The organism is Exiguobacterium sp. s91 (assembly GCF_018618915.1).
Lineage (GTDB): Bacteria > Bacillota > Bacilli > Exiguobacteriales > Exiguobacteriaceae > Exiguobacterium_A > Exiguobacterium_A abrahamii.
In genome coordinates this window covers 2,116,376-2,142,712 of record NZ_JACSMZ010000001.1, presented here as the reverse complement: position 1 = coordinate 2,142,712, position 26,337 = coordinate 2,116,376, and the positions used below count along the sequence as shown (strand labels likewise).

21 protein-coding genes are annotated in these 26,337 nt (G+C 45.9%); 11 read left to right on the top strand and 10 right to left on the bottom strand.

Features of this window, described 5'->3' with window-relative positions:
* Positions 1–92: 92 nt before the first annotated feature.
* On the top strand, positions 93–500 hold the full coding sequence (locus tag KNQ06_RS11080; protein ID WP_023467385.1) for a hypothetical protein: 408 nt from the start codon (positions 93–95) through the stop codon (positions 498–500).
* A 43-nt stretch (positions 501–543) separates the two neighbouring features.
* Here the strand turns inward: KNQ06_RS11080 and KNQ06_RS11075 are convergent, their stop codons facing one another.
* Both KNQ06_RS11075 and KNQ06_RS11070 read right to left on the bottom strand, forming a co-directional pair.
* The gene (locus KNQ06_RS11075) at positions 544–885 is read right to left on the bottom strand and encodes a hypothetical protein (RefSeq protein WP_023467386.1); all 342 of its coding nucleotides are present in this window, start codon (positions 883–885) and stop codon (positions 544–546) included.
* Between the two features lie 60 nt (positions 886–945).
* Positions 946–1,323, bottom strand: coding sequence for a truncated hemoglobin (locus KNQ06_RS11070; protein WP_133207919.1), 378 nt, complete (start codon positions 1,321–1,323; stop codon positions 946–948).
* A gap of 137 nt (positions 1,324–1,460) precedes the next feature.
* Between KNQ06_RS11070 and addB the strand changes: the two genes are divergently transcribed.
* From addB to KNQ06_RS11025, 9 genes are all read left to right on the top strand, one after another.
* Entirely contained in the window at positions 1,461–4,892 is a 3,432-nt protein-coding gene (gene addB, locus KNQ06_RS11065; protein WP_214768935.1) for a helicase-exonuclease AddAB subunit AddB, read from the top strand.
* Positions 4,889–8,440: a helicase-exonuclease AddAB subunit AddA gene (gene addA, locus KNQ06_RS11060; RefSeq protein ID WP_214768939.1), complete on the top strand. Its 3,552-nt coding sequence runs from the start codon at positions 4,889–4,891 to the stop codon at positions 8,438–8,440. Before addB ends, addA begins: the two co-directional genes overlap by 4 nt.
* Before the next feature lie 206 nt (positions 8,441–8,646).
* Entirely contained in the window at positions 8,647–9,024 is a 378-nt protein-coding gene (locus tag KNQ06_RS11055) for a response regulator (RefSeq protein ID WP_023467390.1), read from the top strand.
* Positions 9,005–11,548: an ATP-binding protein gene (locus KNQ06_RS11050; protein ID WP_214768944.1), complete on the top strand. Its 2,544-nt coding sequence runs from the start codon at positions 9,005–9,007 to the stop codon at positions 11,546–11,548. Before KNQ06_RS11055 ends, KNQ06_RS11050 begins: the two co-directional genes overlap by 20 nt.
* An 84-nt stretch (positions 11,549–11,632) precedes the next feature.
* Positions 11,633–12,013, top strand: a complete 381-nt coding sequence (locus KNQ06_RS11045) for a DUF1516 family protein (RefSeq protein ID WP_023467392.1) — start codon at positions 11,633–11,635, stop codon at positions 12,011–12,013.
* Positions 12,014–12,153: 140 nt separating this feature from the next.
* Positions 12,154–13,152 carry a class I SAM-dependent methyltransferase gene (locus KNQ06_RS11040; protein ID WP_214768946.1) on the top strand — a complete coding sequence of 333 codons (999 nt, stop codon included), beginning with the start codon at positions 12,154–12,156 and terminating at the stop codon, positions 13,150–13,152.
* A 106-nt stretch (positions 13,153–13,258) separates the two neighbouring features.
* Positions 13,259–14,749, top strand: coding sequence for a phytoene desaturase family protein (locus tag KNQ06_RS11035; RefSeq protein WP_214804363.1), 1,491 nt, complete (start codon positions 13,259–13,261; stop codon positions 14,747–14,749).
* Positions 14,746–16,227, top strand: a complete 1,482-nt coding sequence (locus KNQ06_RS11030) for a phytoene desaturase family protein (RefSeq protein ID WP_215148201.1) — start codon at positions 14,746–14,748, stop codon at positions 16,225–16,227. The genes KNQ06_RS11035 and KNQ06_RS11030 overlap by 4 nt, the downstream gene beginning before the upstream one ends.
* Complete coding sequence (locus KNQ06_RS11025) at positions 16,187–17,020, top strand: phytoene/squalene synthase family protein (RefSeq protein ID WP_055966987.1); 834 nt, start codon at positions 16,187–16,189, stop codon at positions 17,018–17,020. The genes KNQ06_RS11030 and KNQ06_RS11025 overlap by 41 nt, the downstream gene beginning before the upstream one ends.
* Positions 17,021–17,441: 421 nt before the next feature.
* Here KNQ06_RS11025 and KNQ06_RS11020 read toward each other — a convergent pair whose 3' ends face one another.
* The 7 genes from KNQ06_RS11020 to KNQ06_RS10990 all read right to left on the bottom strand — a co-directional run bounded on the left by KNQ06_RS11020 (position 17,442) and on the right by KNQ06_RS10990 (position 24,142).
* A complete protein-coding gene (locus KNQ06_RS11020; RefSeq protein WP_215148199.1) occupies positions 17,442–18,914 on the bottom strand; it encodes a phytoene desaturase family protein in 1,473 nt (490 codons plus the stop codon).
* Positions 18,915–18,929: 15 nt separating this feature from the next.
* Positions 18,930–20,006, bottom strand: a complete 1,077-nt coding sequence (locus tag KNQ06_RS11015; protein ID WP_214724387.1) for a glycosyltransferase family 2 protein — start codon at positions 20,004–20,006, stop codon at positions 18,930–18,932.
* Positions 20,003–20,704 (bottom strand): lysophospholipid acyltransferase family protein, encoded by a 702-nt coding sequence (locus KNQ06_RS11010; RefSeq protein ID WP_251133515.1) that lies wholly within the window; start codon positions 20,702–20,704, stop codon positions 20,003–20,005. The genes KNQ06_RS11015 and KNQ06_RS11010 overlap by 4 nt, the downstream gene beginning before the upstream one ends.
* Positions 20,673–21,428: a carotenoid biosynthesis protein gene (locus tag KNQ06_RS11005; RefSeq protein WP_023467400.1), complete on the bottom strand. Its 756-nt coding sequence runs from the start codon at positions 21,426–21,428 to the stop codon at positions 20,673–20,675. Before KNQ06_RS11005 ends, KNQ06_RS11010 begins: the two co-directional genes overlap by 32 nt.
* Positions 21,429–21,564: 136 nt before the next feature.
* Positions 21,565–22,311, bottom strand: a complete 747-nt coding sequence (gene pssA / locus KNQ06_RS11000) for a CDP-diacylglycerol--serine O-phosphatidyltransferase (protein ID WP_174316042.1) — start codon at positions 22,309–22,311, stop codon at positions 21,565–21,567.
* 21 nt (positions 22,312–22,332) lie between these two features.
* On the bottom strand, positions 22,333–22,800 hold the full coding sequence (ybaK, locus tag KNQ06_RS10995) for a Cys-tRNA(Pro) deacylase (protein ID WP_064300355.1): 468 nt from the start codon (positions 22,798–22,800) through the stop codon (positions 22,333–22,335).
* Positions 22,760–24,142 (bottom strand): MATE family efflux transporter, encoded by a 1,383-nt coding sequence (locus KNQ06_RS10990; protein ID WP_058265055.1) that lies wholly within the window; start codon positions 24,140–24,142, stop codon positions 22,760–22,762. The genes ybaK and KNQ06_RS10990 overlap by 41 nt, the downstream gene beginning before the upstream one ends.
* A 193-nt stretch (positions 24,143–24,335) precedes the next feature.
* Here KNQ06_RS10990 and KNQ06_RS10985 point away from each other — a divergent pair, with 193 nt between their 5' ends.
* Entirely contained in the window at positions 24,336–25,109 is a 774-nt protein-coding gene (locus KNQ06_RS10985; protein ID WP_035398437.1) for an enoyl-CoA hydratase/isomerase family protein, read from the top strand.
* 57 nt (positions 25,110–25,166) lie between these two features.
* Here KNQ06_RS10985 and KNQ06_RS10980 read toward each other — a convergent pair whose 3' ends face one another.
* Complete coding sequence (locus tag KNQ06_RS10980; protein ID WP_215148197.1) at positions 25,167–26,318, bottom strand: cation:proton antiporter; 1,152 nt, start codon at positions 26,316–26,318, stop codon at positions 25,167–25,169.
* Positions 26,319–26,337 lie beyond the last annotated feature (19 nt).

Here is a 26,337-nt window from a genome sequence, read left to right as displayed (position 1 = left end):
GGAAACACATAACAGGAATCTTACTTACGTAAGGAGAAACAGTAGAGAGAGAAATCATAGGGAGGTGAAGCGGTAACTTTTACCGCGACACGATGAATGAATCATACGAATGGTTAAATCGCCGAAAATTACAGCCTGGATTTGGTGCGACTGGAGGCAGACGCTTTATCAGTTCCCGCATCGTGCGTCCGGAAAATACACCGGGTAAACGAATTAAAGGAATTAAACGGGCGCGACAATTGGTCGTCGATGATGCTGGAAATCGCCGTTGGGTCACGAAACGCATCGTCGTGACGGATGCTGCGAAACACGTCACGATGAACCGTCGGACATCCATCGCCTTAAAAGAGACGAATGAGTCCCGCCTTGAGCAAGTCAAACAAAAACTAGCATCTAACAAAAAGGTCTTATTACCGATCTTGGCGGCAACAGGGATCGCTGTCGCAGGTGGCGTTCTTGCTTACGTCCTTCGTCGGAAGAAAAAACAATCTGATCAATAAAAAATAAGCCGTTCTCCAATCGGAGAACGGCTTATTTCATGCATTACAAGAATCGTTTTCGTAAAGAAGTCGAGAGTGCTTTTTCTGCGATTTCTTCTAGTTCCGTCAAGTTTGTCGGATCAAAGCTATCATTGTAGAAACGACCTACGAAGTCGACACGGTCGTAATCGAGTTCCTTGAAAATCAAGTGTTTATGGTCGTCATAAAAAACGACACGATAGTAATCAGATCCGCGTTCAAGGGTTACGAGACCTTTGATGTGATCCAATTTTTTTTGTTCTTCGGTTTGCTCTTCCTCGAGCGTGTCATCCTCGTTCGTCGATGCTTCGGCTTGCTCGATCGCATTCTTTACGAGTTCAGGTCGTTGTTCTTGTTCTTCCGTCATATTTTATCGCCTCCAATTATTATTTTACATGGAAATGGACAGATGAGAAAGAAAAATCCCTCAGTCCATCTGGTGTGCTTCACAAACGCGTAGTACATTCATCGCGCCAATTCGTAATCGATCGAGTAGTTGGAGTCGTGCTTCTTCATTTGGAATTGTCTCAAGAGAAGCTACTTCCATCAGTTCCAACCAACGGATGGCATGTTCTTTTTGAATCGGTAATAACCGGTGAATCATCGCCAAACTCGCCGGCGGTTGATCCGGGTCGCGCGGTCCTCCTGTCAATTGGGTCAAGAAGACGAGTTGTGCCTGTTCGACACGTTGTCGATCGTCAGGGAACAACGGTCGCAACAGTGAATCATGGTAGACTTGATGATAGAACGAGCGAACCAAGGATGTGAGTACATGCTCGCCTCCGATGGTTTCGTAAAGTGACAAGGAGCATCACCTGCCTTACATAGGATGTGTCCTGATTATAGCAAATTTATACGTAGAAGACATGCGCCAAAAACAGTACATTTGTTCTTGTTTGTGAGATACTAAGAGTAAAGAAAAACGAGGAGGAGGTTTTCTTGATGAACCATATGCATATTGGTCGTGCCGGGAGTGGGAAAACGACACAATTGATCGAGCGCGTCGTACAAGAACTCGAGCAACGACCATTAGGGGAGAAGATGTATTTCATCGTTCCGGATCAAATGTCATTTGAAATGGAGCGGCGGATTGCGACAGATGAACGGATAGCAGGTCTTGTTCGTCTTGAGGTCATGAGTCTACGGCGCTTTGCGTTTCATATCTTACGCGATTACGGGAATCAAGCGATTCCATTTCTCGATGAGACGGGGACACAGCTATTACTGCGACAGGTCGTCGAGGAATCAGAAGACGAACTGAAGATTTTTAAACGAACTAAAAACATGCCAGGATTTTTCCAAGGACTTGATGAGCTCATCGCGTCGTTTAAACGCTCGTTGATTGAGCCTGACATGTTGCGTCAAGTGAGTGATCGCTCTCTCGAACGGTCACCGAAATTAAACGACCTTGCGTTGATTTATGAGCGCTTTACGGAACGAATTGTCGATAAAGCACTCCATGCAGACGATTACTATACGACGTTGCTCGAATTACTTCCAAAAGCGCGACTGGATCAAGCGACGATCATCGTCGACGGATTTTATGAATTTTCGCTCCAGGAACAACAAGTTTTACTCGCCTTGATGCAACAAGTGGCTGAAATGCATATTAGTTTTACGATGGATGCAACGGATCCTTATGCGAAACAAACTTCTTTTGGTGTGTCTCAGCGGTGCTACATGCAATTGATCGGTCAGATGCAGGAACTGTCGATTCCATATGAAGAAATTTTGTATGATCAACCAATCAAGTTTCAATCAGAAGGGCTACGACATTTGGAGCAGGCCTTGTTGAAGCCGGGATATCCTCCTGTCGATCATGACATTGAGGGCTTTCAGATGACAGCTGCAGTTAACCGTCAAGTTGAAGCAGAATCAGCCGTGCGGAAAGCGATTCAACTCGTTCGACAAAAAGGGTATCGGTTTCATGAGATGGCATTCGTCGTGCGACATCTTGAGCCGTATGCGGATCACTTGGAACGAGCCTTCCACATGTATGATGTTCCATATTTCTTGGATCAACGTGAGTCGATGGTTCATCATCCACTCGTTGACTTGATTCAATCTGCTTTAGACATCGTAACGTCGGGTTATCGGGAAGAAACGGTCTTTCGTTTACTGAAGACGGAGCTCTTGCCGATTCCCGCAGAAGATGCGCGTCTAGCGCTCGATCGTTTTGAGACCTTCGTGCTCGAACGCGGCATCAAAGGGTCGATGTGGCAACAACCGTGGCAATTAAAGCGGCGCCTAGCAGAGGAAGTTCGCTTAACGGAAGAGGAGCTTGCGCAAGAAGAAGAACTGAACCATTTACGAACATTCGTCGTCGACTTGATTGAACCGTTGCACCGTCGGCTGAAACAGGCGAAGACGATGAGCGCGTATACGAAAGGTCTTTATCAATTCCTTGAAGAACAAAAAATTGCAGAACGTTTAATGGAATGGCGTAAGCAAGCACTAGAGCAGGATCAATTACTTGTTGCGCGCGAGCATGATCAAGTATATGAAGCGATACTTCATCTATTCGAGCAGCTAGAAGCTGCTGCGCCTGAGCATACCTTATCAACGGATTTGTTCGTCCAGATGGTCGAGACAGGACTTGAGAGCCTTCGTTTTGCACTTGTTCCGCCATCGCTCGATCAAGTCATCGCGACGGACTATGTCCGTGGACGATTACAACGAGTAAAAGTCGTCTTTTTACTCGGAGCGAATGATGGTCTGATTCCGTTCGTTCAAGATCAATCAAAGTTACTGTCCGAAAATGATCATGACTTTTTACATGAGCATGGTATTCCGGTTGGAAAAGCGTCTCTTGATGTGTTTGATGATGAGCTGTTTTACCTGTATCAAGGGATGATGGCTCCAAGTGAAGCCTTGTATGTCAGTTACGCACTTGTCGATGAAGAAGGTAAGGCGCTTCAGCCGGCAGCGATCACAAAACAATTAAAGCGACAATTGTTGCTCGATCGTCCGATCAAAACACACTTTGCGGAAGCTGGGGAACACGCACCGCAAGAACAACTTGATTTCGTAACGAGTCCAGATCGCGCGGCAGCAGCGACGGCGATCGAGCTGCGCCGTTTGCAACGACGTTATCCGATTCAGCCGATTTGGTTCGAAGTGTACAATACGCTTCTCGAAAACGGACAGGGACGTGAACGGATGGGGTTATTCTCGAGTGCCTTGTTCTATCAAAATCAAGCGGAAGCCTTGCCGGAAGGGTTGGCGCATCGTCTATATGGTGATTCACTGCAAGCGAGCGTTTCGCGTTTTGAGACCTATAACGCCTGCTCGTATAAGCATTTTGCTCGATACGGACTTCGTTTACGCGAGCGGAAGCTGTATAAATTTGAAGCACCGGACATCGGGAATCTGTTTCACGGCGCATTAAATGATCTGTCGCTCAGTATTAAAGCTTCTGGACGACACTGGCGAGAGATCGACGGCGAGACGTGCGGAACACTTGCGAAGGAAGCTGTCGAAAAGGTGACACCGGAAATTCAGAATGCGATCTTGATGAGTTCGAGTCGCTTCGGGTATATCAAGAAAAAATTGACGGATGTCGTCGAACAAACAGCTAAAATGCTTGTTGAACAAGCAAAACGAACAGACTTTGAACCCGACTTATTTGAAATCAGTTTTGGGAACGCGACGTTCCCACCATTACGCTTTACGTTACCAGACGGAACAGAAATTGAATTCACGGGTCGCATCGACCGGATTGATCAGGCGACGATTGGTGATCAGCTATACGTTCGAATCATTGATTACAAATCGAGTGCTCGAGGACTTGATTTTGCGGAAATCTATTATGGGCTTGCGATTCAGATGTTGTTGTATTTGAAGACGGTCGTGGAGCAGTCGGAGCTGCTCTATCAACAGCAGGCAAAACCAGCTGGTGCGTTATATTTCCACGTCAAAAACCCGATGTTACGGGGCGATTTATCGGCTGACGAAGAAGAGCGCAACCAACTGTTACTCGAGTCCTATCAAATGCAAGGCGTCATTCTCGAGAATGACGAGGTACTACGAGCGATGGATCATATTGCGTACGATGAACGAAAAAAATCACCACTCGTCAAAGTGACATTCACAAAAAACGGACTGCATAAGACGCAGACGAAAGGTGTCGTACAAGAGGAAGATTTATCAGCGCTGATGGATCATGCATGGGAGGCATTAAAAGACAGCAGTCAAGATATCTATGATGGGGATATCGCCATCAATCCATTCGATTATCAGGAACGGACACCGTGTAGTTTTTGTGAGTATCGTTCAGTCTGTCAGTTCGATGAATCGCTTGGGAATCAGTATCGCCCATTAAAACCGATGTCTGAAAAAGAGGTACTGGAACGGTTGAAGGAGGAAGAAGAATGAGCGTGCGTTGGACGGAAGAACAACAACAAGCCATTTCAGCTAGAGGTGGACATATCCTCGTCTCAGCGGCAGCGGGATCAGGGAAGACAGCGGTCCTCGTTGAACGGCTGACGCAACGATTGATTGATCCCGAAGATGAGTTGTCGGCTGATCGGATTCTCGTCGCTACCTTTACGAATGCGGCAGCACGTGAGATGAAGACGCGGGTCATTGAGGTGATGGACCAGCGCATCAAAGAGGCACCGGATGATTTGTATTTGAAAAAACAGCGTCAATTAATGAACCGGGCACAAATTACAACGATTCATTCGTTCTGTTTGTCGATTCTGCGCGAGAATTATTACCGGATTGGTCTAGATCCTGCGTTTCGAATTGCCGATGAATCTGAATTACTGTTATTGCAAGACGATGTCTTAGAAGCGGTCTTTGAGTCCTTTTATGCTTCTGAGGACCCGGGATTCTATGATTTGATTGATAGTTATACGTCAGATCGGGATGATCAAGCGATGCTGACACTGATTTCGAATCTCTATCGGTTTTCCCGTTCCTTACCGGATCCGGAAGCTTTTTATGCACATTTAATCAGTCAGTACGATCAGCCAATTGACCCGGATGATTCTCCACTCATGCAACGACTAGTCGAATTAGAGTGGGAAAGTCTCTCGAATTTATTAGGACGTTACCGAGAACTTGCTTTTGAGCTGGAGCAGTCTGGTTATACGGAAATGGGACAGATGATGCGTCAGGACATTGCTCCTTTTACCTTGCTTGAGACGTCGGCACGCTACTGGTCGATGGTTGCGCTTGCTTTTCAAGCAGTAGAATTCGGTCGTTGGAAGAGTCCACGCGGGGATGAAGGAATCAAACCGTTTCAAGCAGAGCGGACGCGACTCGTAGCGGAATTCAAGAAAATGAAAGAGCTGTTCGTCCAAAAGACCGGTGTCGATTACTTGGAGGACTTGCGGTCGCAGTTGCGACACGTCGAGACGATCGTGACACTCGTACGTCAATTTGCAAGCGATTATCTCGAAGCGAAACAACAACGTGGTATCGTCGATTTTTCGGATCTTGAACATTTTGCATTAGAGATCTTGACGGACGAAGGACAACCGTCAGACGTGGCAAAACTTCTGAAGGAACGTTTCGTCGAAGTACTCGTCGACGAATATCAAGATACGAACGAGGTTCAGGAACGTATCATCCAATTGGTCTCGAAAACAGATGAGGCAACAGGAAATCTCTTCATGGTCGGTGACGTCAAACAATCCATCTATAAATTTCGTCATGCAGAGCCAGGACTGTTCCTTGAAAAATTCAAACGATTCCAACAGACCGATGTGGGAACACGGATCGATTTAACAAAAAACTTCCGGAGTCGTCTTGAAGTGCTGGATGGAACGAATCAAATTTTCCGCCAAGTAATGGATGAGACGGTCGGGGAGATTGATTACGATGAAGCCGCGCACCTTCGACTCGGGAATCTGAGTTATCTCGAATCGGAGCAAGTGGCACCTGAATTACTTTTGATTGATCCACTTGATAGTGAAAAGGAAGAGGTTGAAGCACGAGCGATTGCAACGCGAATTTTAGAACTCGTTGATTCGAAGCATCCACATCTAATCTATGACGCGAAAGCCAACCGATTCCGGACCTGTGAATACCGCGACATCGTCGTCTTAGCACGGTCGCGTGGTAAGCGTGTCCAAGTGCTTGTCGAAGTGCTCGAACAGTATGAGATTCCGGTCTATGCGGATACGACAGGCGGATACTTCCAAGCGACGGAAATTCAAATCATGATGGCATTGCTCAAGACGATCGATAATCCGCTTCAAGACATTCCATTCGCGAGTTTGTTACGATCGCCGATTTTTGGGGTGGCGGATCGAGATTTAGGACGGATTCGAGCAAAACAAAAAGAAGGAAGCTTTTATGAGGCAGCGCTAGCAATGGCGGCAGAGGAATCATCACTCGGAATTCGAATGGATGAAATCATCCGTCAGATTCAATCATGGCGAACTGAAGCACGTGGGAGTGCCCTACCTGCCTTCATTCGATCGCTCTTTGATCAGACCGGCTATTTTGAATACGTCGGCTGTCTCGCCGGAGGCAAAAGTCGTCAAGCCAACTTGAACGCTTTATATGAGCGAGCGAAGCAATATGAGACGTCCGGTTATCGTGGTCTCTATCGTTTCCTTCGTCTAATCAATCGATTAATTGAACGAGGAGAAGACTTCGCAGAAGCCCGTTCGCTTGGAGAAGACGAGGACGTCGTTCGCATCATGACGATCCACCAATCAAAGGGACTCGAGTTCCCCGTGACGATCGTCAGCCAATTGACGAAGCAATTCAACAAACAGGATCAAATGCAGGCGATTCAGTTGCATAAGACGTATGGTATTGCCCTAGATGCGATTGATCCGATTCGTCGTTTGCGATCTGGGACACTCTTAAAAGAAGTCATCCGCCGGGAAATGGATCGAGAGATGAAGGCAGAAGAGATGCGCGTCTTGTATGTTGCGATGACTCGAGCGAAGGAAAAGCTGATTCTCGTCGGGACAGTCAAGGATTTAGAGGATCAAATGGCGACCTGGCAGATGACGCCACCAGATGAAGTCTTACTACCTGAAAATGATCGACGCCAAGCGAAGAGTTATGCGGAATGGGTCGTTCCGGCAGTCTTACGCAGTAGTTTACTACGTCCGGATGAGACGGATTGGTCGATTCGTGTGATGTCGTTAGAGGAGTTAGCACCGTATCAAGAAATTTCAACACTCGTGGAGCAACTCGAACACGTCCAGAAGCTTGAAAAAATCGATGTGCCGGTTAATTCACAAGTCAAAGAAATTGTCGAAGCGGCATTTTCGTATCAGTATCCGCATGCGCTTGCGACAGAGACGGCAGCAAAACAGACCGTCACGGAACTGAAGCGGGCGGAGCAACTGGAGCGTGCAGCATTCGAAACGACATATCGCCAGACGACGTATTACCGTACGCCACAATTCCTCGGACCTGTTTTAAGTGGAGCGGAACGAGGAACGGTCTTACACTTAGCGATGCAATTATATGAACCGGACGAACCGATTTCGCAACAAATTGATCAATGGGAAGCGACGGAACGCATTACGCCGATTGAAGCGACGACGATGCGGGAAGCGACAGCACAGTTACAAGGGTTCCTCGACTCTGAAATCGGACAATTGTTCAACGAACGATTACGGACGAACCACGTCTATCGGGAGTTGCCGTTCACATATAAGATTGGGGCATCGCGTTTCCGGAAAGACTGGACAGGTCCAGTGGATGACGCAGTCATGCAAGGAATCGTCGACTGTTTGATTCAGGATGGGGAGTCCTATATCTTGCTCGATTATAAATCGGATCAAATCGTTACGACGGAAGTCGGACAGACACCTGCTGATGTGTTACGGGATCGGTACGCGACTCAGTTGAATCTGTATCAAGAAGCGTTAGAAGCGATTCTTCATATTCAAATTTCACGCAAGGTCATCTATGCGTTTGCTTTAGAAGAAACGATTGATTTAGTTTAATTTAATTTTGATACGATCGAGACCTTCCTCGTCCTCCTACTTCAGGTAGAGATGAGGGAGGTTTTAGTATGGGTCGAAAGAGGGATGAGGAATAAGGAGGGAAAATCAGTTTCTAAAGTAATTTCCGTTTCTTATTGTGAAAGAACTGTGTAAAATAAAGAAGATATGTTACTTTGGTGATGGATAATTTTGGGAGGTTTTAATAGATGGCACGTATTTTATTAGCAGAAGACGAAGATGTCTTACGAATGTTAGTACTCGATACACTAGAAGATGAAGGATATACGATCGACGAAGCGACGGACGGTGACGAAGCGTATCAAAAAATCATGAACGCTGAGTATGATCTCGTTTTACTCGATTACATGATGCCTGGAATGACAGGGATTGAAGTCATCGAGAAAGTCCGACAACATCCAGATAAGCAACACTTAAAAATCATGATGTTGACGGCTAAAAGTCAACAATCAGACCGCGAACGAGCAGAAGAAATCGGAGCGAATTACTTTTTCTCGAAGCCCTTTAGTCCGTTAGAACTGATTGATGTCGTGGGAGGAATACTGAGTGATCACCAAGTGGATTAATCGAAAAATCGGGCGCCAACTCATGGCCTCCTTTTATGTCGTATTAGCTACATTGATGATTTCATCATTGATCGTCTACAACTATACCGATACAAAACTGCAGGCGACTCGGGCGAAATTAGAAGATATCCGTGACCGGAGTGCACGTGCGGGTGCTTTATGGGAAGAGTGGCAGGATGTCCAGTTCAACATGCGCGGTTATGCCTTGATGGGGAATGGTGATCTATACAATCAAGTCATGGCTCAACAAGATAAGATTGATCAGCAGACAGAATGGTTCGAAAAAAATGCGATTTATGATCAAGGAAAGGCATTCGCCCAGTCCTCGAGAGAATTGTATGGTTATTATTTCGATGCGATTTTGCCGCTTATTCAATCCTATGTCCAAGCGAAAGAATCTGGAGATGTCACGGAATCCTTCTTAAAAGGAACAACACTTGCTGAACTGCCACTTGGTCAGCAATTATTAGCTGAAGGTAAGATTCAATTAGATGCTCAAGGAAACATTGATGTACTCTCGGAAATCAATAAGAGCGAGCTAGCACTCGGCGGTTATCGCGAATTTTTAGAGGATTGGGCACAACGGACGAGCGACCAACTGGAACGGGAGATCCGGACGACACAGCTGATTTGGTTAGCGAATATCGTCGTCTTACTTGCCGTCTTGATTTTCTTTATTTATCCGTTTATCCGCCGCATCACGATGGAATTATTATCTCTCGTCAAGAACAGTCAACGGCTTGCGAACGGTGAAGATGTCTCGAGCGTCAAAGTACCGAATCGTAAAGATGAAATCGGAATCCTGGCGTTATCCTTCAATCAGATGGCAAGTTCGATTTCCGAGAACAAGCAGCATTTATTAGCGAAAAATGAAGAATTACAGGCGCAACAGGAAGAATTACAAGCACAGCAGGAAGAATTGCAAGCACAGCAAGAAGAACTCGAAGAAGCATTAGAGCTGACGATGCGGAATGAGCAACATTTGCAGTATCGGAATGATTTGACAGAAACGCTCGCGGCACGTGAGTCGTTGACTGCTTATCCAGAAATCATTGAGAAGCTCGTCACGATCACAGATTCTGAGATTGGTGCATTAGTATTTGTTGATGAAGAAGATAGTTATTCTGTCGTTACGTATGGAATGACGGATGAATTGGCAGAACAGCTGCTTCAAAACGATGCGTCTCTCTTAAAACGAGCTGAGTCACTAAAGTCACCTGTTCATTCTTCTAAACAAGTCGCAAGCAATCATCCACTGCCGTACCCGTACTATATGTACGAAACAGCTGTACCGATTCTTGAACCGACGTCTGGTGACATCATCGCGTATATCTACCTTGTCCGTTATCGCGATCAGTTTACGAACGAACAGATGCGTGATGTCATGTCCTTCTCCCGTCAATTATCGCTATCGCTTTTACGGATGCGGTTGTTTGACGAGATGACGAAAGAGAAAACGAAGACGGAGCGGATTCTCGATTCGATTCGAGAGGCCGTCATCTATCTTGAACCGGGTAAAGAAGAGGTCTTCGTCAATCGACCATTATACGATTTATTCCCGGAATTACGTTATGGTGTTCAGACTGAACAGGAGACATTGCAAACGTGCTTAGAAGTCATTCGATCCGTCGTCGACGAACCAGAAGTCTTTAGCCGTTATGTTGATTCAGTTCTGCGTGGAGAATTACCGACCGATAGTTTACAGTTCTCGATTCGAAACGAAACGGTATTCATTCAATTTTATGTCGAGGTGATCCATATCCATCACGTACATAAAGGAACGATGCTCGTCATGCGTGATGTAACGAAAGAGACTGAAATGGATCGTTTGAAATCAGAACTCGTTTCAACCGTCTCTCATGAACTTCGGACGCCACTCTCTTCGATTTACGGATTTACAGAACTCATGCTCAACCGAGACATCGAAGAGTCGCGCCAAGATCGATATTTGCGGACGATCCATTCCGAAACGGAACGTCTTGCGAATCTCGTCAATGATTTCTTAGATGTCCAGCGCATGGAGTCGGGCACACAATCGTATAAAAAAGCATCCGTGAACATCTATACGATTGCTGAAGAAACGACACAATTTTATGCGGCTTCGACACAGGCTCATCGGATTACGTTCCGTCACGAGGGAAATCAGTTGCCTGTCATTGAAGCAGACGAAGAAAAAATCAGACAGTTGCTCAATAATTTATTGAATAATGCGGTGAAATATTCACCATCTGGTGGTGCGATCGATGTCGTACTCACGACATCACTTGATCAAGTCATTCTTCAAGTTCGAGATGAGGGAATCGGGATTCCAGAACAATCGCTGAGTCGTCTATTCGAAAAGTTCTATCGCGTCGATAACTCGGATAGTCGAAAAATTGGTGGGACTGGTTTAGGACTAGCTATATGTAAGGAAATCGTCACGGGTCATGGTGGAGAAATTCATGTCGAGTCAGTCGTGAAGGAAGGTAGTCTTTTTACCGTCAAATTTCCACTTGTCCAGTCTACACATGTGACAATCTCCTGAAAAAACCATATATCAACAAAATAACACTAGGTGTTCGTCCTGAAATCAGATACGATGAAATAGGAAAAGAAAGGAGGAAATGAAATGCCAATCACAGCATTCGTTCACACACACGTCTTACTTTGGGTACTTTTATTGGTTACGTTCTTCGTCGCTTTTTCGATGTACAAGAACAACAAAAAAGCTGCAAAAGGGATTCATATGGCGTTCCGTCTGTTGCTTTTATTGACATTCGCGACAGGTCTTTATCTGTACATCAAAATCATGGGGATGTCTGAAAATCCAGACCCACTCTACCATGCGAAGATTACACTCGGCTTATTGTCGCTCATCTTCGGAGAGTTGACACTTGTTCGACTTAAAAAAGGAAAAGCTTATTCCGGTTTCGTCATCGGATTCATCGTGCTTGTCCTTGTGACAGTATTCCTAGGCTATTCACTCCCATACGGTATGAAATTCTTCTAAGTTCATGCGGGATCAAAGAGTCCTTTTCGACCTCATAGGTTGAAAAGGGCTCTTTTTGTCATGTTCGTTAGTAATTTTTGTTTACAAGTGGTTGTTATTTGGGAAAAGGGATGTATTACACAGTAGAGAGGGGAACGCTTGTGGCACAGTTGAAGGAATGGACGAAAGTTTTCCGGGCACGAAAATGGATGAAACGCGCAGAACCGGTGTTACCACTTTGGCATGGGTATATCGGTTATAAATATGGATTATTCGATGCTCTTCAAACAGGAGCAACACAAGCAGAGGCACAGCTACGGATGCAGCGTCCGCTGACACAGGAAGCGTTATCCCGCTGGTTCGAAGTCGGCGTCGCAGTCGGTCACTTGAAGAAAAAAGATTTACGCTATACAGCGACTCGCCATGTTCTTCCGGAACTCTCTCAATCAGACGATCGGAGTATCGGATTCATGTTATCGGAAATGATGGAGCTGCACTTGCCAGCACTATTCTCTTATCCTCAATTTTTAGAAGAGGGTCAACAAAAGACCTTTAATGGAGAGGAACATGGAGACATCGTGGCTGAAACTTCAGCTCTCGTTGAGACTGTTGCTTTCCCAGCAGTACGCCATATCATTCGGAGTCGTAATCTGACCTCACTTCTTGATATTGGTTGTGCTTATGGTGGGTATCTCCGTAAAATCCATGAGGCATTGCCGGACTTACGACTCGCCGGAATCGATATTGAAGAATCCGTCATCGCAGAAGCAAAACGACGAGATACGAGCGGAGAGATTGATTTTGTCGTTGGAGACATCAAAACGTTTGATGTCAAAGAGACATATGACGGTGTCATGATGAATAATATTTTGTATTACTTCCCGCAACCGGAACGCCTTGCACTATTAAAAGGAGTTCGTCGTTTCGTCAAGGATGATGGAACAGTCATTCTCGTCACACCATTACGTGACAGTTCACATGGTGCACCTTTCTCAGCAGCATTCAATGCCTTCATGACGTTGCATGAGAATCTGTATCCATTACCAAGTAAGGAAGAATTGAAAGAAGGTCTAACGAAAGCTGGGTTTGAAAACATTTCGATCACACCATTCTTAAAAGAAGGTGCCTGGTATATCGTCACTGCAAACGCCACTTCCTAAGCGAAGTCTGGCGTTTTTACAGTTGGAAGACAGTTCAAATTTGTTGCTTTTACTATGTGCTTAGTATAATAGTTGAAACGATGAGAGATAAAAAGGAGAGATTTGGGTGAAGCGACGCGTAGCAGTGATTGGAGCAGGACCTGGGGGACTTGCATGTGCCTTGTTATTAGCAGGAAAAGGAGTAGACGTCACCGTTTACGAAAAACAAACGCAAGTCGGTGGACGAACTTCTGCCGTCAAGCTAGGTGACTATACGTTCGATCGAGGACCAACATTCCTTAATATGCCGCATATTTTAGAAAACGTTTTTCACGAAGCCGGTTTACGATTAGAAGATTATTTAGATTTAAAGGCGCTTGATCCGATGTATACACTCTATTTCAAAGGCGGAACAGAGGAGTTTACGATGACGACGGATCGGGACCGGATGAAAGAGGCAATCGAACGACAATTTCCTGGAAACGGGGAAGGGTACGATCGATTCATGGCAGAGCAAGCACTTAAGCTTGGAAAACTCATGCCAATCTTACAGACACGTCACGATCGGCTGACGGATTACTTATCACCGCGTGTCTTAACGGCACTTCCGCGCCTATCGCTCGGACGATCGCTTTATGATGTTTTATCCGACTACTTCACGAGCGAAGAATTGAAGTATTCTTTTACATTCCAAGCGAAATACTTAGGCATGTCAGCTTGGGAATGTCCAGGTGGTTTTTCGATCTTGTCTTACATGGAACATGCTTACGGTGTCCATCATCCGATTGGTGGAATGCATCAAGTACCGCTTGCAATGCAACGTGCGATCGAAGAGCTAGGCGGAACCGTACAGTTAGGTGCGGGCATCGAACAATTGATCTTAAACGGAAAAGCTGTCGAAGGAGTCATCCTCGAGTCAGGTCAACATGAGTTATTCGATGAAGTCATCATCGGTGCTGATTTTGCGCATGCGATGAATCATCTGGTGCCGGAAGGGGTTCTGAAAAAATGGTCCCGACCAAAAATTGACCGTAAAAAATTCTCGTGTTCGACGTTCATGTTATATCTTGGTGTCAACCAGACGTTCGATGCACCACACCATACGATTTACTTTGCAGAGGATTATGAGAAAAACGTTCGCGAGATGACGCAGACTTTAGAATTATCGGATGACTTTTCGTTCTATGTCCAAAATCCATCCGTGATTGATCCAACGCTAGCACCTGAAGGCAAGTCTGCTATGTATGTCCTAGTGCCAGTGCCGAACAATTACTCTGAACTTGATTGGTCGATCGAAGGACCGAAACTACGTCGTCGTGTTCTGGACGCTCTTGAAACGCGTTCACCGTATAAAGGGATTGAGGCGGCAATCGAAGTCGAAGAGATGTTCACGCCAGACGACTGGGAAGCGATGGGGATCCATCAAGGCGCGACGTTCAATCTCGGTCATCAGTTGACACAGATGATGTACTTCCGCCCGCATAATCAATTTGAAGAGCTCGATCATCTGTATCTCGTCGGAGGTGGCACACATCCGGGTAGCGGATTACCGACGATTTTCGAATCCGCGCGTATTACGGCAGAACTCGTGCTCAAAAAAGAAGGGGTGCGGACATGAAGATAGGATTCGTAGGAGCCGGTGTCGGTACACTGCATGCAGCGCTTTTGCTGACAGCAAGACATCCTGGAGTCGAGATTACGATTTTTGAAAAAGAAGCGCATGTCGGTGGTCGATTACGATCCGTCGATTTTGAATCGGGTGGCCGCATCGATGAAGGTCCGACGATCGTTCTGATGCCAGGCAAGTTAAAAGAGCAGTTAGCAGAAGCCGGCGTGACGGGAGTAGAACTTGAACGGGTCGATCCATTGTATGACCTTCACTTCGACGATGGTACCGTCGTCACGAAAGTAGCCGATGTCGTGGATCAAGCGATCGCGATCGAACGTCAATTCGGTGAAGGTCGTGGATTTTATGAATTCATGCATCAAAAAGAAAAGGATTATGAGACGAGTGTATCGAAATTTTTAGAACGTGGTTATCGTCGGAAGACGGAGTTGTTGCACCCAGACATGATGCGTCCATTATTACAGATGCATGCTCTAGAGACTGCACATGACCATTTGAAGCGATACTTCAAGAGTAAATATTTACGCATGGCATACAGTTTCCCAACATTTTATATCGGCGGAAACCCTTATACGACACCGTCGATTTACGGTTTGATTCCGTACCGGGAACAAGCAGAAGGTGTCTGGTATGTAAAAGGTGGCTATTTCTCGCTTGCTGAACGCATGTACGACACATTAGTCGAACGTGGTGTCCGATTCGTCTTCGAGGCACCCGTTGAACGAATCGTCGTCGACCAAGGACAGGCAAAGGAAATCGTCTTACAAGATGACACACAGGAAGCATTCGATCAAATCGTACTAAATGGAGAGTTTCCATTGATGGAACGCCTTGTAGAAGGTAAACAGCCTAAGACCTATACACCTTCAGGCGGTACGCTATTGCTATATTTCAAGATGAAAGGGAAAGTCGATTTACCGGTGCATCGCTTTTTGATGCCAAACGACTTGGAACCGCTCATGACGAATATCTTTAAAAAAGGACGATTACCTGAACATCCGGCAGTCTATCTGTTCCATCCGAGTCGGATTGACCGTAGTTTAACAGGAACGGACGATAGCGTCGTCTATTCATTAATTCCTTCTCCGCGTGGCTATGGTGTAGAAGATTATGAAAAAGTAGACTTCATTGAGACCGTACTTGAAAAAATCGAGCATCATCATCCGGGATTCCGGGAAAAGATACAAGAAATGAAGATTCGTACACCGAATGATGCACAGGCCTTTGGATTATATCAGGGAGGTAGTTTTGGGATTGCGCCGACGATTCGCCAATCGGCTGCCTTAAAGACACAGGCAAAACCGTATCCGGATATCGATCGATTATATGCTGTCGGTGCATCGGTGCATCCGTGTGGAGGAGTACCAGTCGTCATGATGGGCGCAACGATACTCGTAAACCGAATGGAACAAGAGATGGGGTGGAAACATGAATTCAGTGACGATCCAGAACGCGTATATCAAATGTGAGGAAGTCATTCAGTCCGGATCTAAGACGTTCTATAAAGCCTTTTCACTCTTACCAAAAGCAGATCGACAAGCTGTTTATGCCATCTATACATTTTGCCGGTTCCTCGATGATACCGTCGATGAGTCGGATACGCCGAAAGAGAGTTTACTAGCTTTCTTGAATGAATTCAAACGGTTCCGTGATGGCGAAGTACTAGACAAACCGTTATGGATTGCGTTGGCAGACGTATTTGAACGTTATGAAATGGATGAGACACCATTTCTTGAGCTCGCGGAAGGGATGCGTTGGGATATCGAGAAAAATCGTTATCAGACGCTTGAAGAGACAGAGCAATACAGCTACTACGTAGCGAGTACTGTCGGTTTGATGTTGTTGCCCATCCTTGCACCGCAACAGCCTGATCTCCGTAAGTCTGCTATTGATCTTGGAATCGCGATGCAATTAACGAATATTTTACGAGATGTTGGTGAAGATGCCAAGCGTGGTCGTATCTACTTACCACATTCTTGGATGGAAACGTATGGTGTCACAGCAGAATCGTTACTCGCTGGTCGTCCTTCAGGAGACTTTATCGGTCTCTGGGAAGAGGTTGCACTTCGAGCAGAGCATCTGTATGACGCAGCGATTCCATCGTTTGAACGGTATCCACGAGAGAGTCGGCGTGCTCTGAAGGCTGCTGCCTTCCTGTACCGTGGTATACTCGATGCAGCGCGGGATAATCACTATGACGTCTTTACAAAACGGGCGTACGTCAGCCGTTGGCAAAAAATGAAGTTACTTGCTACGATTTAATACATGACCATAGAAAAAAGACCTTGGCGGGGACCAAGGTCTTTTTTCTATGGTCTGAGACCGGGGAGTCTCAGATTACTTCTACACCAGAGCGAACATCTGGACTACGAGATAGGTCTGTTTCGACCACGGGGATGGTCTTTTCTTTATCGAGCTATCTGTGGACCATTCGGATGAGACGATCTAAGGGGGAACGTCGTAAGTCATGCGAATGGACACACGATGAGTCACGTGATGAAATGGGTGGGTCCCATTTGATTTCGCTGGTTAGAAAAAGTAAGTTCTTCAACGCTCTTGACTCGGGGAAGTCACCTTGCGCTTGATTGAGGATGTGGGGTCAATCACTACCTCTTGAACTCGAAGTAATCGTATCAAATCTTAGTTGTCCGTACAAGTGATTGATATGCAATTCACATAACGTTCACAGGGTAGCGGCGACAGCAGAGACGATTCGTTCACTTGCTAGTTTTCCTGAAAGCGTCACCATTGGACTACCACCACCAGGATGCGTTGATCCACCAGCAAAAAACAAATTGTGAACATTCTTTGAACGGTTGCTCGGACGGAGGAAAGACGACCGGATGCCATTGGATGACAAGCCATACAATGAGCCGTGATAGGCAAAGAAGGTTTGTTCGATATCCTGTGGCGTGACCCGTTGCTCGAAGACGACATCAGATGAAATATCAATCCCAAAGGACTGCAATCGTTGATTGATCAGTTGATCATACGTATCAAAATCAATCGCATGTCCAGTATCCGTTGCAGGTGCATTGACGAGCACGAATAAGTTATCACCCGCTTGTCCCATTTCTGGTGCTGTGACGGAAGAATTCGAGATATAGATCGTCGGCTCCTCAGCGTAACGCTTTTCATCAAAGAGTGCCTTGAACTCAGCTTCGTAATCTGAAGAGAAGAAGACGTTATGATGAGCCAGTCCTTCAATGCGACGTGAGAGACCGATACAACGAACGTAGGCAGAAATCGACGGTTCGACTTGAGCAGGTGTTGGATTTTTAAAATCAGGTCGTGCCGTTTCTGAGATCAGACGTGGATATTGTGTCAACAAATCACCATTCATGACGACGAAGTCAACCGGTAGATATTCTAAGTGATTCAATTCGATTTCCGTCGCTTGTCCATTGACGACTTCGATCTGTGTCACCTCATCGCCAAGACGGAAGACGACACCTAGTTCTTTTGCGCGTCGCGCGAACCCTTCTGCGATTGCTGTATTACCGCCATTCGTGAAGTAGACGCCGTCATTTAGTTCTAAATGAGCGATTAGACTGAAGGTAGCGGGTGTTTGATACGGACTACTCCCGATATACGTCGCATAACGATCGAGTGCCTGAATCAGCCCTTTATCCTTAAAGTAGTGCTTATGCAACCCATGAAGGTTTTGAAAGGGATGCACTTTCAACATGTCTCGCCAGAGGGAGGGGCGGATATACGAATCAATATTCGTAAAGAATTGTTGTTTTGCGATCGTATGCAACTTCGCCACTTCTTCTTGGTAACCTGTAATATCGTTCTTCGCCAACTGACCGTTCGTGAAACGATCTACTTCTGTCCGCATCGCTTCGCGTCCAGACGAAAATGTTAATGTTCTTCCGTCGGAAAAATGATTGACCGTATGACGTTCAAGTTTCGTGAATGTAAAGTACTCATCGGGATCCGCACCGGATTCAAGAATGACAGACTGAAAAACTTCCGGCATCGTGATCGTATTCGGACCAAAATCGAAGCGATGTCCTTCTGTGACGATCGGCATCATTTTGCCACCGATATGTGTATTGCGCTCGATGACCGTGACGCGAAATCCTTTTGCTGCTAATGAGATAGCAGCGCTGAGTCCACCAAGACCGGCTCCGATGACAGCTATATGTTTCATGATACTGATTCCTCCTTATGAATAGGTCCTACCCTTCCATGTGATTTCCCGTTTCCTAAAGCTTCGAATCATCGCACTTGCTAGCAAGATGACATAAAGGAATACCGCCAGTGGATGGAGCCACCAAACATGTCGGATTCGTGCCGCACGATCGATCCGGAATCGTGCTAAATAAAGAAGAATCAGTGCGCCACCCATCTGCCAGGATGGGTGGAGGATGAGATAAGGTAGGACACTTGCTTGAACCAAGTAAAAGAGTAGAAAGTATGATCCGACGATATAAGAATCGTTCATCCCACGAAAGACATTCTTTAGAAAACCTTGCCAGACTTCTTCGTTCGTGGCGTACATATCGCAAGAGACTGCTGGGGCGACTTCGACGAGCGTCGTCGTCAACCCGTGTCGTTTAAATGTACGACAAAGTTCTAAATCGTCAACGAGAGCCGATTGGATGCTTTCATGTCCACCGACTTGGTCATACGCGTGTCGTTCGACGAGAACGACCATGCCGTTGGCTGCAGCAAACGCTGGATGTTTCACCTTGCGAAACGGAATCGGAAGATGCTGCGCGATAAGAACATGTTGCATCGGAATCAAACACTTCCCTAGAAACGTCGGTACAGGAAAGGACGGGAAACCGGAAAGGAAAACAGCTCGTTCTGTTCGTAACGTTCCGTATAAGCGACAAATCGCATCAGGTGTCAGTGTCACATCAGCATCGAGAAATAACAGATAGTCCTCTGTCGTTCGTTTCGCGAGTTGATGACACGCATGGACCTTTCCTGCCCAGCCAGCTGGTAAGGGAAGACCATCAATCACTGTAAAACGGTCGTCTTGACCGATTCGATCGAGCAATAACTCGCGCGTCCGATCGGTCGAGCGGTCTTCATATAAGTAAACGTGCATCCCTGGTGTCAGAGCGGGTTCTAATGCGTCTAATAATTTTCGTACATTACGCTCCTCATTACGTAAAGGGATGCAAATTGCTAGACTATCTGGTTGAACGGGAGCCGTTAATCGTGGTAGAAAAGCTAAATTAATCCATGTATAGAGACAGACAGCTAGAGCGAAGAAGAGAAAGAACCAACTCATGACCGAAGGGCCCGTAACCAGCGCTCCGTTCGTGCAGGAAGTGGTTCCCTTCGGGTAGAGATACAGCGATACAAATCAACACGTTCCGCAATTGCATCTGCTCGAATGTCGTCGTATAAAGCAGTTAGTTCTACCGTCAGTCGTTTTGCCTGAGCACTTGACCGTTCGTTAGGTAATGGACGAAAGCGACGCGTCCGGATATAGACGTCCGGTTGCTGTTCATGACCATATGAATAATAAAAGGCGACGAGAGACACGTGATCCGTATGACGCGTCAAATGTGTGGCACCACTTGCTAAGCGAAGCGGACGGTCCTCTTGATGACGTTCCTCGCCTTGAGGAAACACCCAGACGCTGCTGCCATTTTGAAGTCGTTCTTTTGCATAATGAAGGCTTGTCTTGATATCAGCGAATGATGTCCGGTCAACAGAGAAAGCTCCGAGACGGGAGAAGAACGGGAAACGAGCAAGCCCTGCTTGATCAATCATGACATAGGGGTCGTGATGGAAACAGGTCTGATCCAAATGAAAAAGAATCATACCGTCCCACCAAGAGCTGTGTGTAGCAAGCATGAGACCAGGGACAGGTAGATCGTCTGCTCGATATAAGACACGGTGGAAATGACGTCGGATCAAAGCATGATCGACATACGTATGAAATACGGATTCAGCTAATTTGCTTTTGTTTGCTTCTTTCAACGATAACCCCTCGTTTCACAATGAAATAGACGATGAATGCACTTAAGCTGACCAAAGTGACGCCATAGAGACCAGCAACTCCTGCTGTTACACCGAATAAAGTGTGCAACATCAAAAAGAGATACTGATTGTTTTGTTCGAGTGCGGCATCCGTCGCCTTGACTTGATATCGATTGATGAAAAAGGAAAAGACGAGCGCCGTTCCATACCACCCGAAGAAATTCTGTGTCGGAATATCGTAATACCAGCCACCGTCTTGCCAAAGCCAATACGATTTCACGTTAGCAGCAACAGGATCAATTGCTAAATCGAGCCAGACGGCAAACAATGGAACGAGAATCAATGTACTATAGCGAAACGAGAACAAACGGGAGAAAGCGAGACTCGCCCCCATGACCGATAGCCATGCAGCCCCGATCGTAATCGGCACACCTAATAATTGGACACCGAAATCCGACTCGTAACGATATGTTCCAAACGGCCAACCGGTATGGACCCCAATCGACTCAATGATGATCGAACCAAAGAAGATAAAGGGGATGACAAGACGCCCCTTCGGTAAGACATGCCAAAAATAGAGAGCTGCGTATAAGCCGGAAGCGAATAAAAAGACGGCATTGGCCCACTCGAGCCAAGGGGGAAGTAACGAAAAACCGACTAAGATCAAGCCGATGGTGAACCAAATCGAAAAGAAAATCCAAAGACGTTTATGAAACTGCTCCATGCGTGACATTCCTCCATTTCCAAAATAGCTTCTGTCATAAGTATACCCATATATCTTGAAAACGAGCGAGGGAGAAGCGGTCTTATAAAAAAAGTGGTCCGGCTTCTCGTAAGAGAAACCGAACCACTTCCTATCATCATCCGTTTGAATGTTGTTTTTGCTTCTTCTTTTTGATGAACGAGAAAAGGAGAAACGCGATATACAACGGAACAGCAACGAACCAAAACGTAGACCACTCATTGCTACGCGCAATCATGACATACGTCACGTATAGCAACGTAAAGGTGATGACGAACGTATGGCGCGGAACGGGAATGTCTTTAAAACTTGGAATCTTGACACGACTGACCATCAAGAAGGCAAGACCTGTAAAAACGAGTGGGACCATCAAGTCGTTCATTCGTCCGCTAAACAACGTGACGACGGCCAAAATACCACCTGCCGCTGTAATCGGTACACCTGAAAAATAAGCAGATGCCACATTCGTTGCCGATAAATTAAAACGAGCAAGACGAAATGCGCCAAACAACGGGAACAGAGCAGAGATTAGTAAACCAACTTCTCCGAATTCATAGAAATACGTATAGTAGGCCATCATTGCAGGTGCGACACCGAATGTCACGATATCTGCTAATGAGTCCAGTTCTTTTCCGAAGTCGCCTGCTACACCAAGCATCCGAGCAAGGCGTCCGTCCAGACTATCAAGCATCATCGCGATGACGATTAGTAAGGTGGCATTTTGAAAATCACCTTTTGCTGCCATGACTATGGCTAAAAAACCACAATACAGATTTCCGAACGTAAATAGGTTGGGTATTGAATTACGAACACGATCTTTCCACAAAATGATTCCTCCTGCCACTTCATCGATACTACTCATCATACCATAATTAGGAGATGGAATTCAGCCGTTCGTAAAGAGAATCCCCTGAGTGAAAGATAAAAAATCATGAGGATTCAACCGAACTTGATGTCCACGTTTTCCAGCGGATATGATGATGAATGGTTCATGGATAGCACGATCCGATAAGAGAACCGGAAAATTCTTCTTAGCACCGATGGCAGAGACACCACCTCGAATATAGCCAGTCAGGTCTTCTAACTCCTTCATCGGAACAAGCGCGACTTTTTTCGAATGCAATGCTTTAGCCGCTGCCTTTAGAGAGAGTTCTTCTTCCCCCGAAATGACGACGAAGACATATTTATTTTCGACCATTTTCAAAACAAGGGTTTTAAAAATGGTCGAAAGGGGGTAATTAATCTTTCTAGCGACGGCTTCAGCAGATAAATCATCAAGATCAACAGGATAAGTGAGGGATTCGAAGTCAATCTTAGACTGCTTCAGAAGCCTCTCGACGTTCGTTTTGCTCATGTGTTTCTCCTTTGACGAGTGAGTATTGGACCCATTTCCGTCCGTGCCAACGTTTCATGGCGAAAATGCCACGGAACCATTCGTCAGCAGAGAAGGCAATCCAGATTCCAAGTAAACCGAGACCGAAACCAAGACCAAGTGTATAACTGAGGACGACCGCGATTCCCCACATCGATAGAATACCGATGGCGACAGGGAAACGAACATCTCCTGCCGATTTAAGAGTTCCCATGAGCACGATGTTCATCGCGCGACCTGGTTCAAGAATGACGCTTGCCCAGAGTAGTGGGATACCGATTGCAATGATTTCAGGACTCGATGTGAACACTGATAGAATCGATGAACCGAATGAAGCAAGAGCGACAGCTGAGATGAAGCTTGCGAAAACAGCAATCTTCAATGTTTTCACAGCACGTCCATATGCTTGTTCAAATTGTTGAGCACCAACTTGGCGTGCGACGAGTAACTGCGTTCCTTGAGCGATGGCAAGCGTAAATAGGAAACAAAGCATCGTGATGTTTGATACATAGACACGAGCAGACAATGCTGCTTCACCAATTGTTGCGATGAATCCTGTGATGATGAGTTGTGAGAATTGATATGAGATCCCTTCACCAGCAGATGGGATTCCGATGTTCATGATTCGTTTCACATCCTCACGATTAAAATGAATCAAGTCTTTTACTGTAAAACGTAAAGAAAGTTTGCGGTAAACGACAAAGAACAACACAAGGACAGCGATTGTTCGGGCGATGACGATCGACCAAGCGACACCAGCAACACCGAGAACGGGAATGCCGAAGAGTCCAAGAACAGCGATGACGTTACCAAAAGCACTAACGAAATTCATGAGTAGCGTGACGTACATAGCATTTTTAGTGAATCCATGACTCCGGAGAATCGCACCCAGTGTCAATGAGATGGCTTCTAAGAAAAGGAACAGACCAACGATCTTAATGAACGTTTCGCCATAGACGAGCGTCTCTCCTTCTAACGAGAAAAATCCAAGGAGTTGTCTTCCGAACAACACGACGGTCAAAGAAACGATGAGACCGGTATACAAGTTAATCGCAAAAGCAGAACGAGCCGTTTGACGAGCGTTTTGCGTCTTTCTTGCACCGAGGTACTGACCAATGATGATCGTTGCACCGACCGAGGTGATGTTAAAGAGAATAATGAAGATGTTCAAAATTTGATTGGATACACCGACTGCTGCAGCGGCGCTATCTGAGTAATAACTTAAAATCAACGTTGCAATGATCCCAAGGCTCATGTGCAAGGCAATCTCGATGAATAATGGCCACGTAATGTGGAATAAGCTTGGTTGCTTGACTGTTTTCATAAATAAATCCCCTTTGTTTCATAAAACGAATAGTGTTTCTTTATCTTTTTGAAACTATACGCCTTCGATTTTCATAATGAAAGAGGGTTTTTTGTCTTTCATCGAAAAAAAAGAGATTTAAAAGGATTTTCATAAAATATCACGAATACATCATAATGAACAATCATTCATTTTTTAAAGGTAGGGGAATCCGATGAAACGAGAAATGCATTATGTCGTCAAGGATCAAATCGCAACGCTAACGCTAGCTCGACCCAAACAACTGAATGCATTAACGTCGAATTTACTAGAGGAGTTGGCAGACGCTCTAGAAGAAGCGAATCAGGATGAGGAAGTACGTGTCATCGTCTTGACTGGTGAAGGACGTGGTTTTTGTGCAGGACAAGATTTGAAAACCGTCTCGCCTGAGCTCGATCATGGTGAATATCTACAACAGTATTATCATCCTGTCGTTCGGGCACTCGCTAAATCGAAAAAACCGACGATCGCTGCCATCAATGGTGTAGCGGCAGGTGCCGGTTTGTCACTAACGCTCGCCTGCGATTTCCGGCTCGTCCACGCTGAAGCGAAATTGTCGCTCGGATTCATCAATATCGGTCTTGTCCCGGATGCAGGAGCGCCGTATTTCTTACCCCGGCTAATCGGTGCGGCAAAAGCAACGGAGCTTGCGTTACTCGGTGACACGATTTCAGCAGAAGAAGCCGTTTCGCTCAACCTAGCAACACGAAGTATCGAATCAGAGAAATTTGTAGAAGAGGTCACAGCGTTTGCTCGTCAGCTGGCAGATCGTCCGACAAAAGTGATCGGGTACATTAAGCAGCTGCAAGCAGCGAGTTATGAAAATAACTTGGAGGAAATGCTTGCTCAAGAAATCATCTATCAGTCACGTGCTGGAAAAACGGAAGACCATCGCCATGCTGTTGAATCCTTCATCGAAAAAAAACGCCCTGTTTTTGTCGGACGATGAATCGAGCATACTTTATAGAAGAAAGACGTCGGAAACGCACGATGCGCCGACGTCTTTTTAATTCAATTTCTTTTTGATTTTTCTTGCGGTCGCATGTGTACGGTTCGTCAATCCTGTAGAGATACGGAATAGTAGAATTCCGAGAAAAGCAGAAACAAAAATGTATATCCCGGTCAACGTCACGAATGCACCACTAGCGAGCGTGATGAAAAGTATCGAAAATTCACCACGTGGACCCAGACAAAAGCCAGATTCGATCGCATGATAATTCGATAAACCAAAGGACCTTCCGCCGAGGTAACCGACTAAGAATTTAGAGACGACTCCCCAAATGACAAGAGCGAAGAAAAATAGATCAATCGGTAATCCGTCAGTCAACTCGAATGACATTCCGAACGTGATAAAGAACAATGGTAATAATAAGTCTTGGAACGGCGTGACTAGTCGTCTAAGATAACGCGTCTCATCCAGTTCGGTTAACAGAATACCGATGATGAAGGCGCCAAGTACTTCTGACAATCCGAATAAGATACCGATACCGGAAAATAACAAGATTAACCCGATGATTCCGATGCCGGCATCAGGATGACGGTAGAGTGAATCGACGAGACGTTTCCGTCTTCGGATGAATAACGTCATGATGATTAAAGCAATGAATAAGAAGGCGAACCCGAGAAAGATGATGCTGATTTTGGCAACCGAGAATGTCTCAGTCCCTAAAACGAACGGGGCCGTCGTCAGTAGGATTGGTGCCATCAAATCTTCGAAAACGAGTAAGGACAGCACGAAGCGATTCACATCCTGATGTTTATCCGGTTCCCGATCGAGCAGCCGAGCAGAAATCGAAGAACTCGTCGCATATAAGACACAGCCAATCAAAAACGATTCGGCGACTGAAAAGCCAAACGATAGGGTCAACAGGATAGTCCCACCAAACGAAAGTAGAATATCGATGACTCCCGCTTTCCAAATGGAACGGAGCTGAATCAGCAAGTCCGCCACTGAAAATTTTAGACCGAGTAAAAAGAACAGGACGATGATGCCCGCTTCTCCCCCGAGTTTCAGCTCTTCGGGAGGGTCGTAATAAAATCCAAGGACGATTCCGATCAAGATGAAGGCTAGAATACTCGGGACGTGGAATCGTTCACTCAAGTAACTGATCGTAAACAAGCCGATGAGGATGAGACCGGCGTAAAAGAAAATTTCCATGGAGGATGTCCTCCTTTCT

Bases quoted from the DNA above. Each gene is read 5' to 3' on its own strand.
- KNQ06_RS10990 (WP_058265055.1), bottom strand. From the start codon at position 24,142: ATGAAAACAGTCAAGCAACCAAGCTTATTCCACATTACGTGGCCATTA.
- KNQ06_RS11015 (WP_214724387.1), bottom strand. From the start codon at position 20,006: ATGAGTTGGTTCTTTCTCTTCTTCGCTCTAGCTGTCTGTCTCTATACA.
- KNQ06_RS10980 (WP_215148197.1), bottom strand. From the start codon at position 26,318: ATGGAAATTTTCTTTTACGCCGGTCTCATCCTCATCGGCTTGTTTACG.
- addA (WP_214768939.1), top strand. From the start codon at position 4,889: ATGAGCGTGCGTTGGACGGAAGAACAACAACAAGCCATTTCAGCTAGA.
- KNQ06_RS11030 (WP_215148201.1), top strand. From the start codon at position 14,746: ATGAAGATAGGATTCGTAGGAGCCGGTGTCGGTACACTGCATGCAGCG.
- KNQ06_RS11055 (WP_023467390.1), top strand. From the start codon at position 8,647: ATGGCACGTATTTTATTAGCAGAAGACGAAGATGTCTTACGAATGTTA.
- KNQ06_RS10985 (WP_035398437.1), top strand. From the start codon at position 24,336: ATGAAACGAGAAATGCATTATGTCGTCAAGGATCAAATCGCAACGCTA.
- KNQ06_RS11025 (WP_055966987.1), top strand. From the start codon at position 16,187: ATGAATTCAGTGACGATCCAGAACGCGTATATCAAATGTGAGGAAGTC.
- KNQ06_RS11005 (WP_023467400.1), bottom strand. From the start codon at position 21,428: ATGGAGCAGTTTCATAAACGTCTTTGGATTTTCTTTTCGATTTGGTTC.
- KNQ06_RS11075 (WP_023467386.1), bottom strand. From the start codon at position 885: ATGACGGAAGAACAAGAACAACGACCTGAACTCGTAAAGAATGCGATC.
- KNQ06_RS11020 (WP_215148199.1), bottom strand. From the start codon at position 18,914: ATGAAACATATAGCTGTCATCGGAGCCGGTCTTGGTGGACTCAGCGCT.
- KNQ06_RS11045 (WP_023467392.1), top strand. From the start codon at position 11,633: ATGCCAATCACAGCATTCGTTCACACACACGTCTTACTTTGGGTACTT.
- pssA (WP_174316042.1), bottom strand. From the start codon at position 22,311: ATGATGAGTAGTATCGATGAAGTGGCAGGAGGAATCATTTTGTGGAAA.
- ybaK (WP_064300355.1), bottom strand. From the start codon at position 22,800: ATGAGCAAAACGAACGTCGAGAGGCTTCTGAAGCAGTCTAAGATTGAC.
- KNQ06_RS11080 (WP_023467385.1), top strand. From the start codon at position 93: ATGAATGAATCATACGAATGGTTAAATCGCCGAAAATTACAGCCTGGA.
- addB (WP_214768935.1), top strand. From the start codon at position 1,461: ATGAACCATATGCATATTGGTCGTGCCGGGAGTGGGAAAACGACACAA.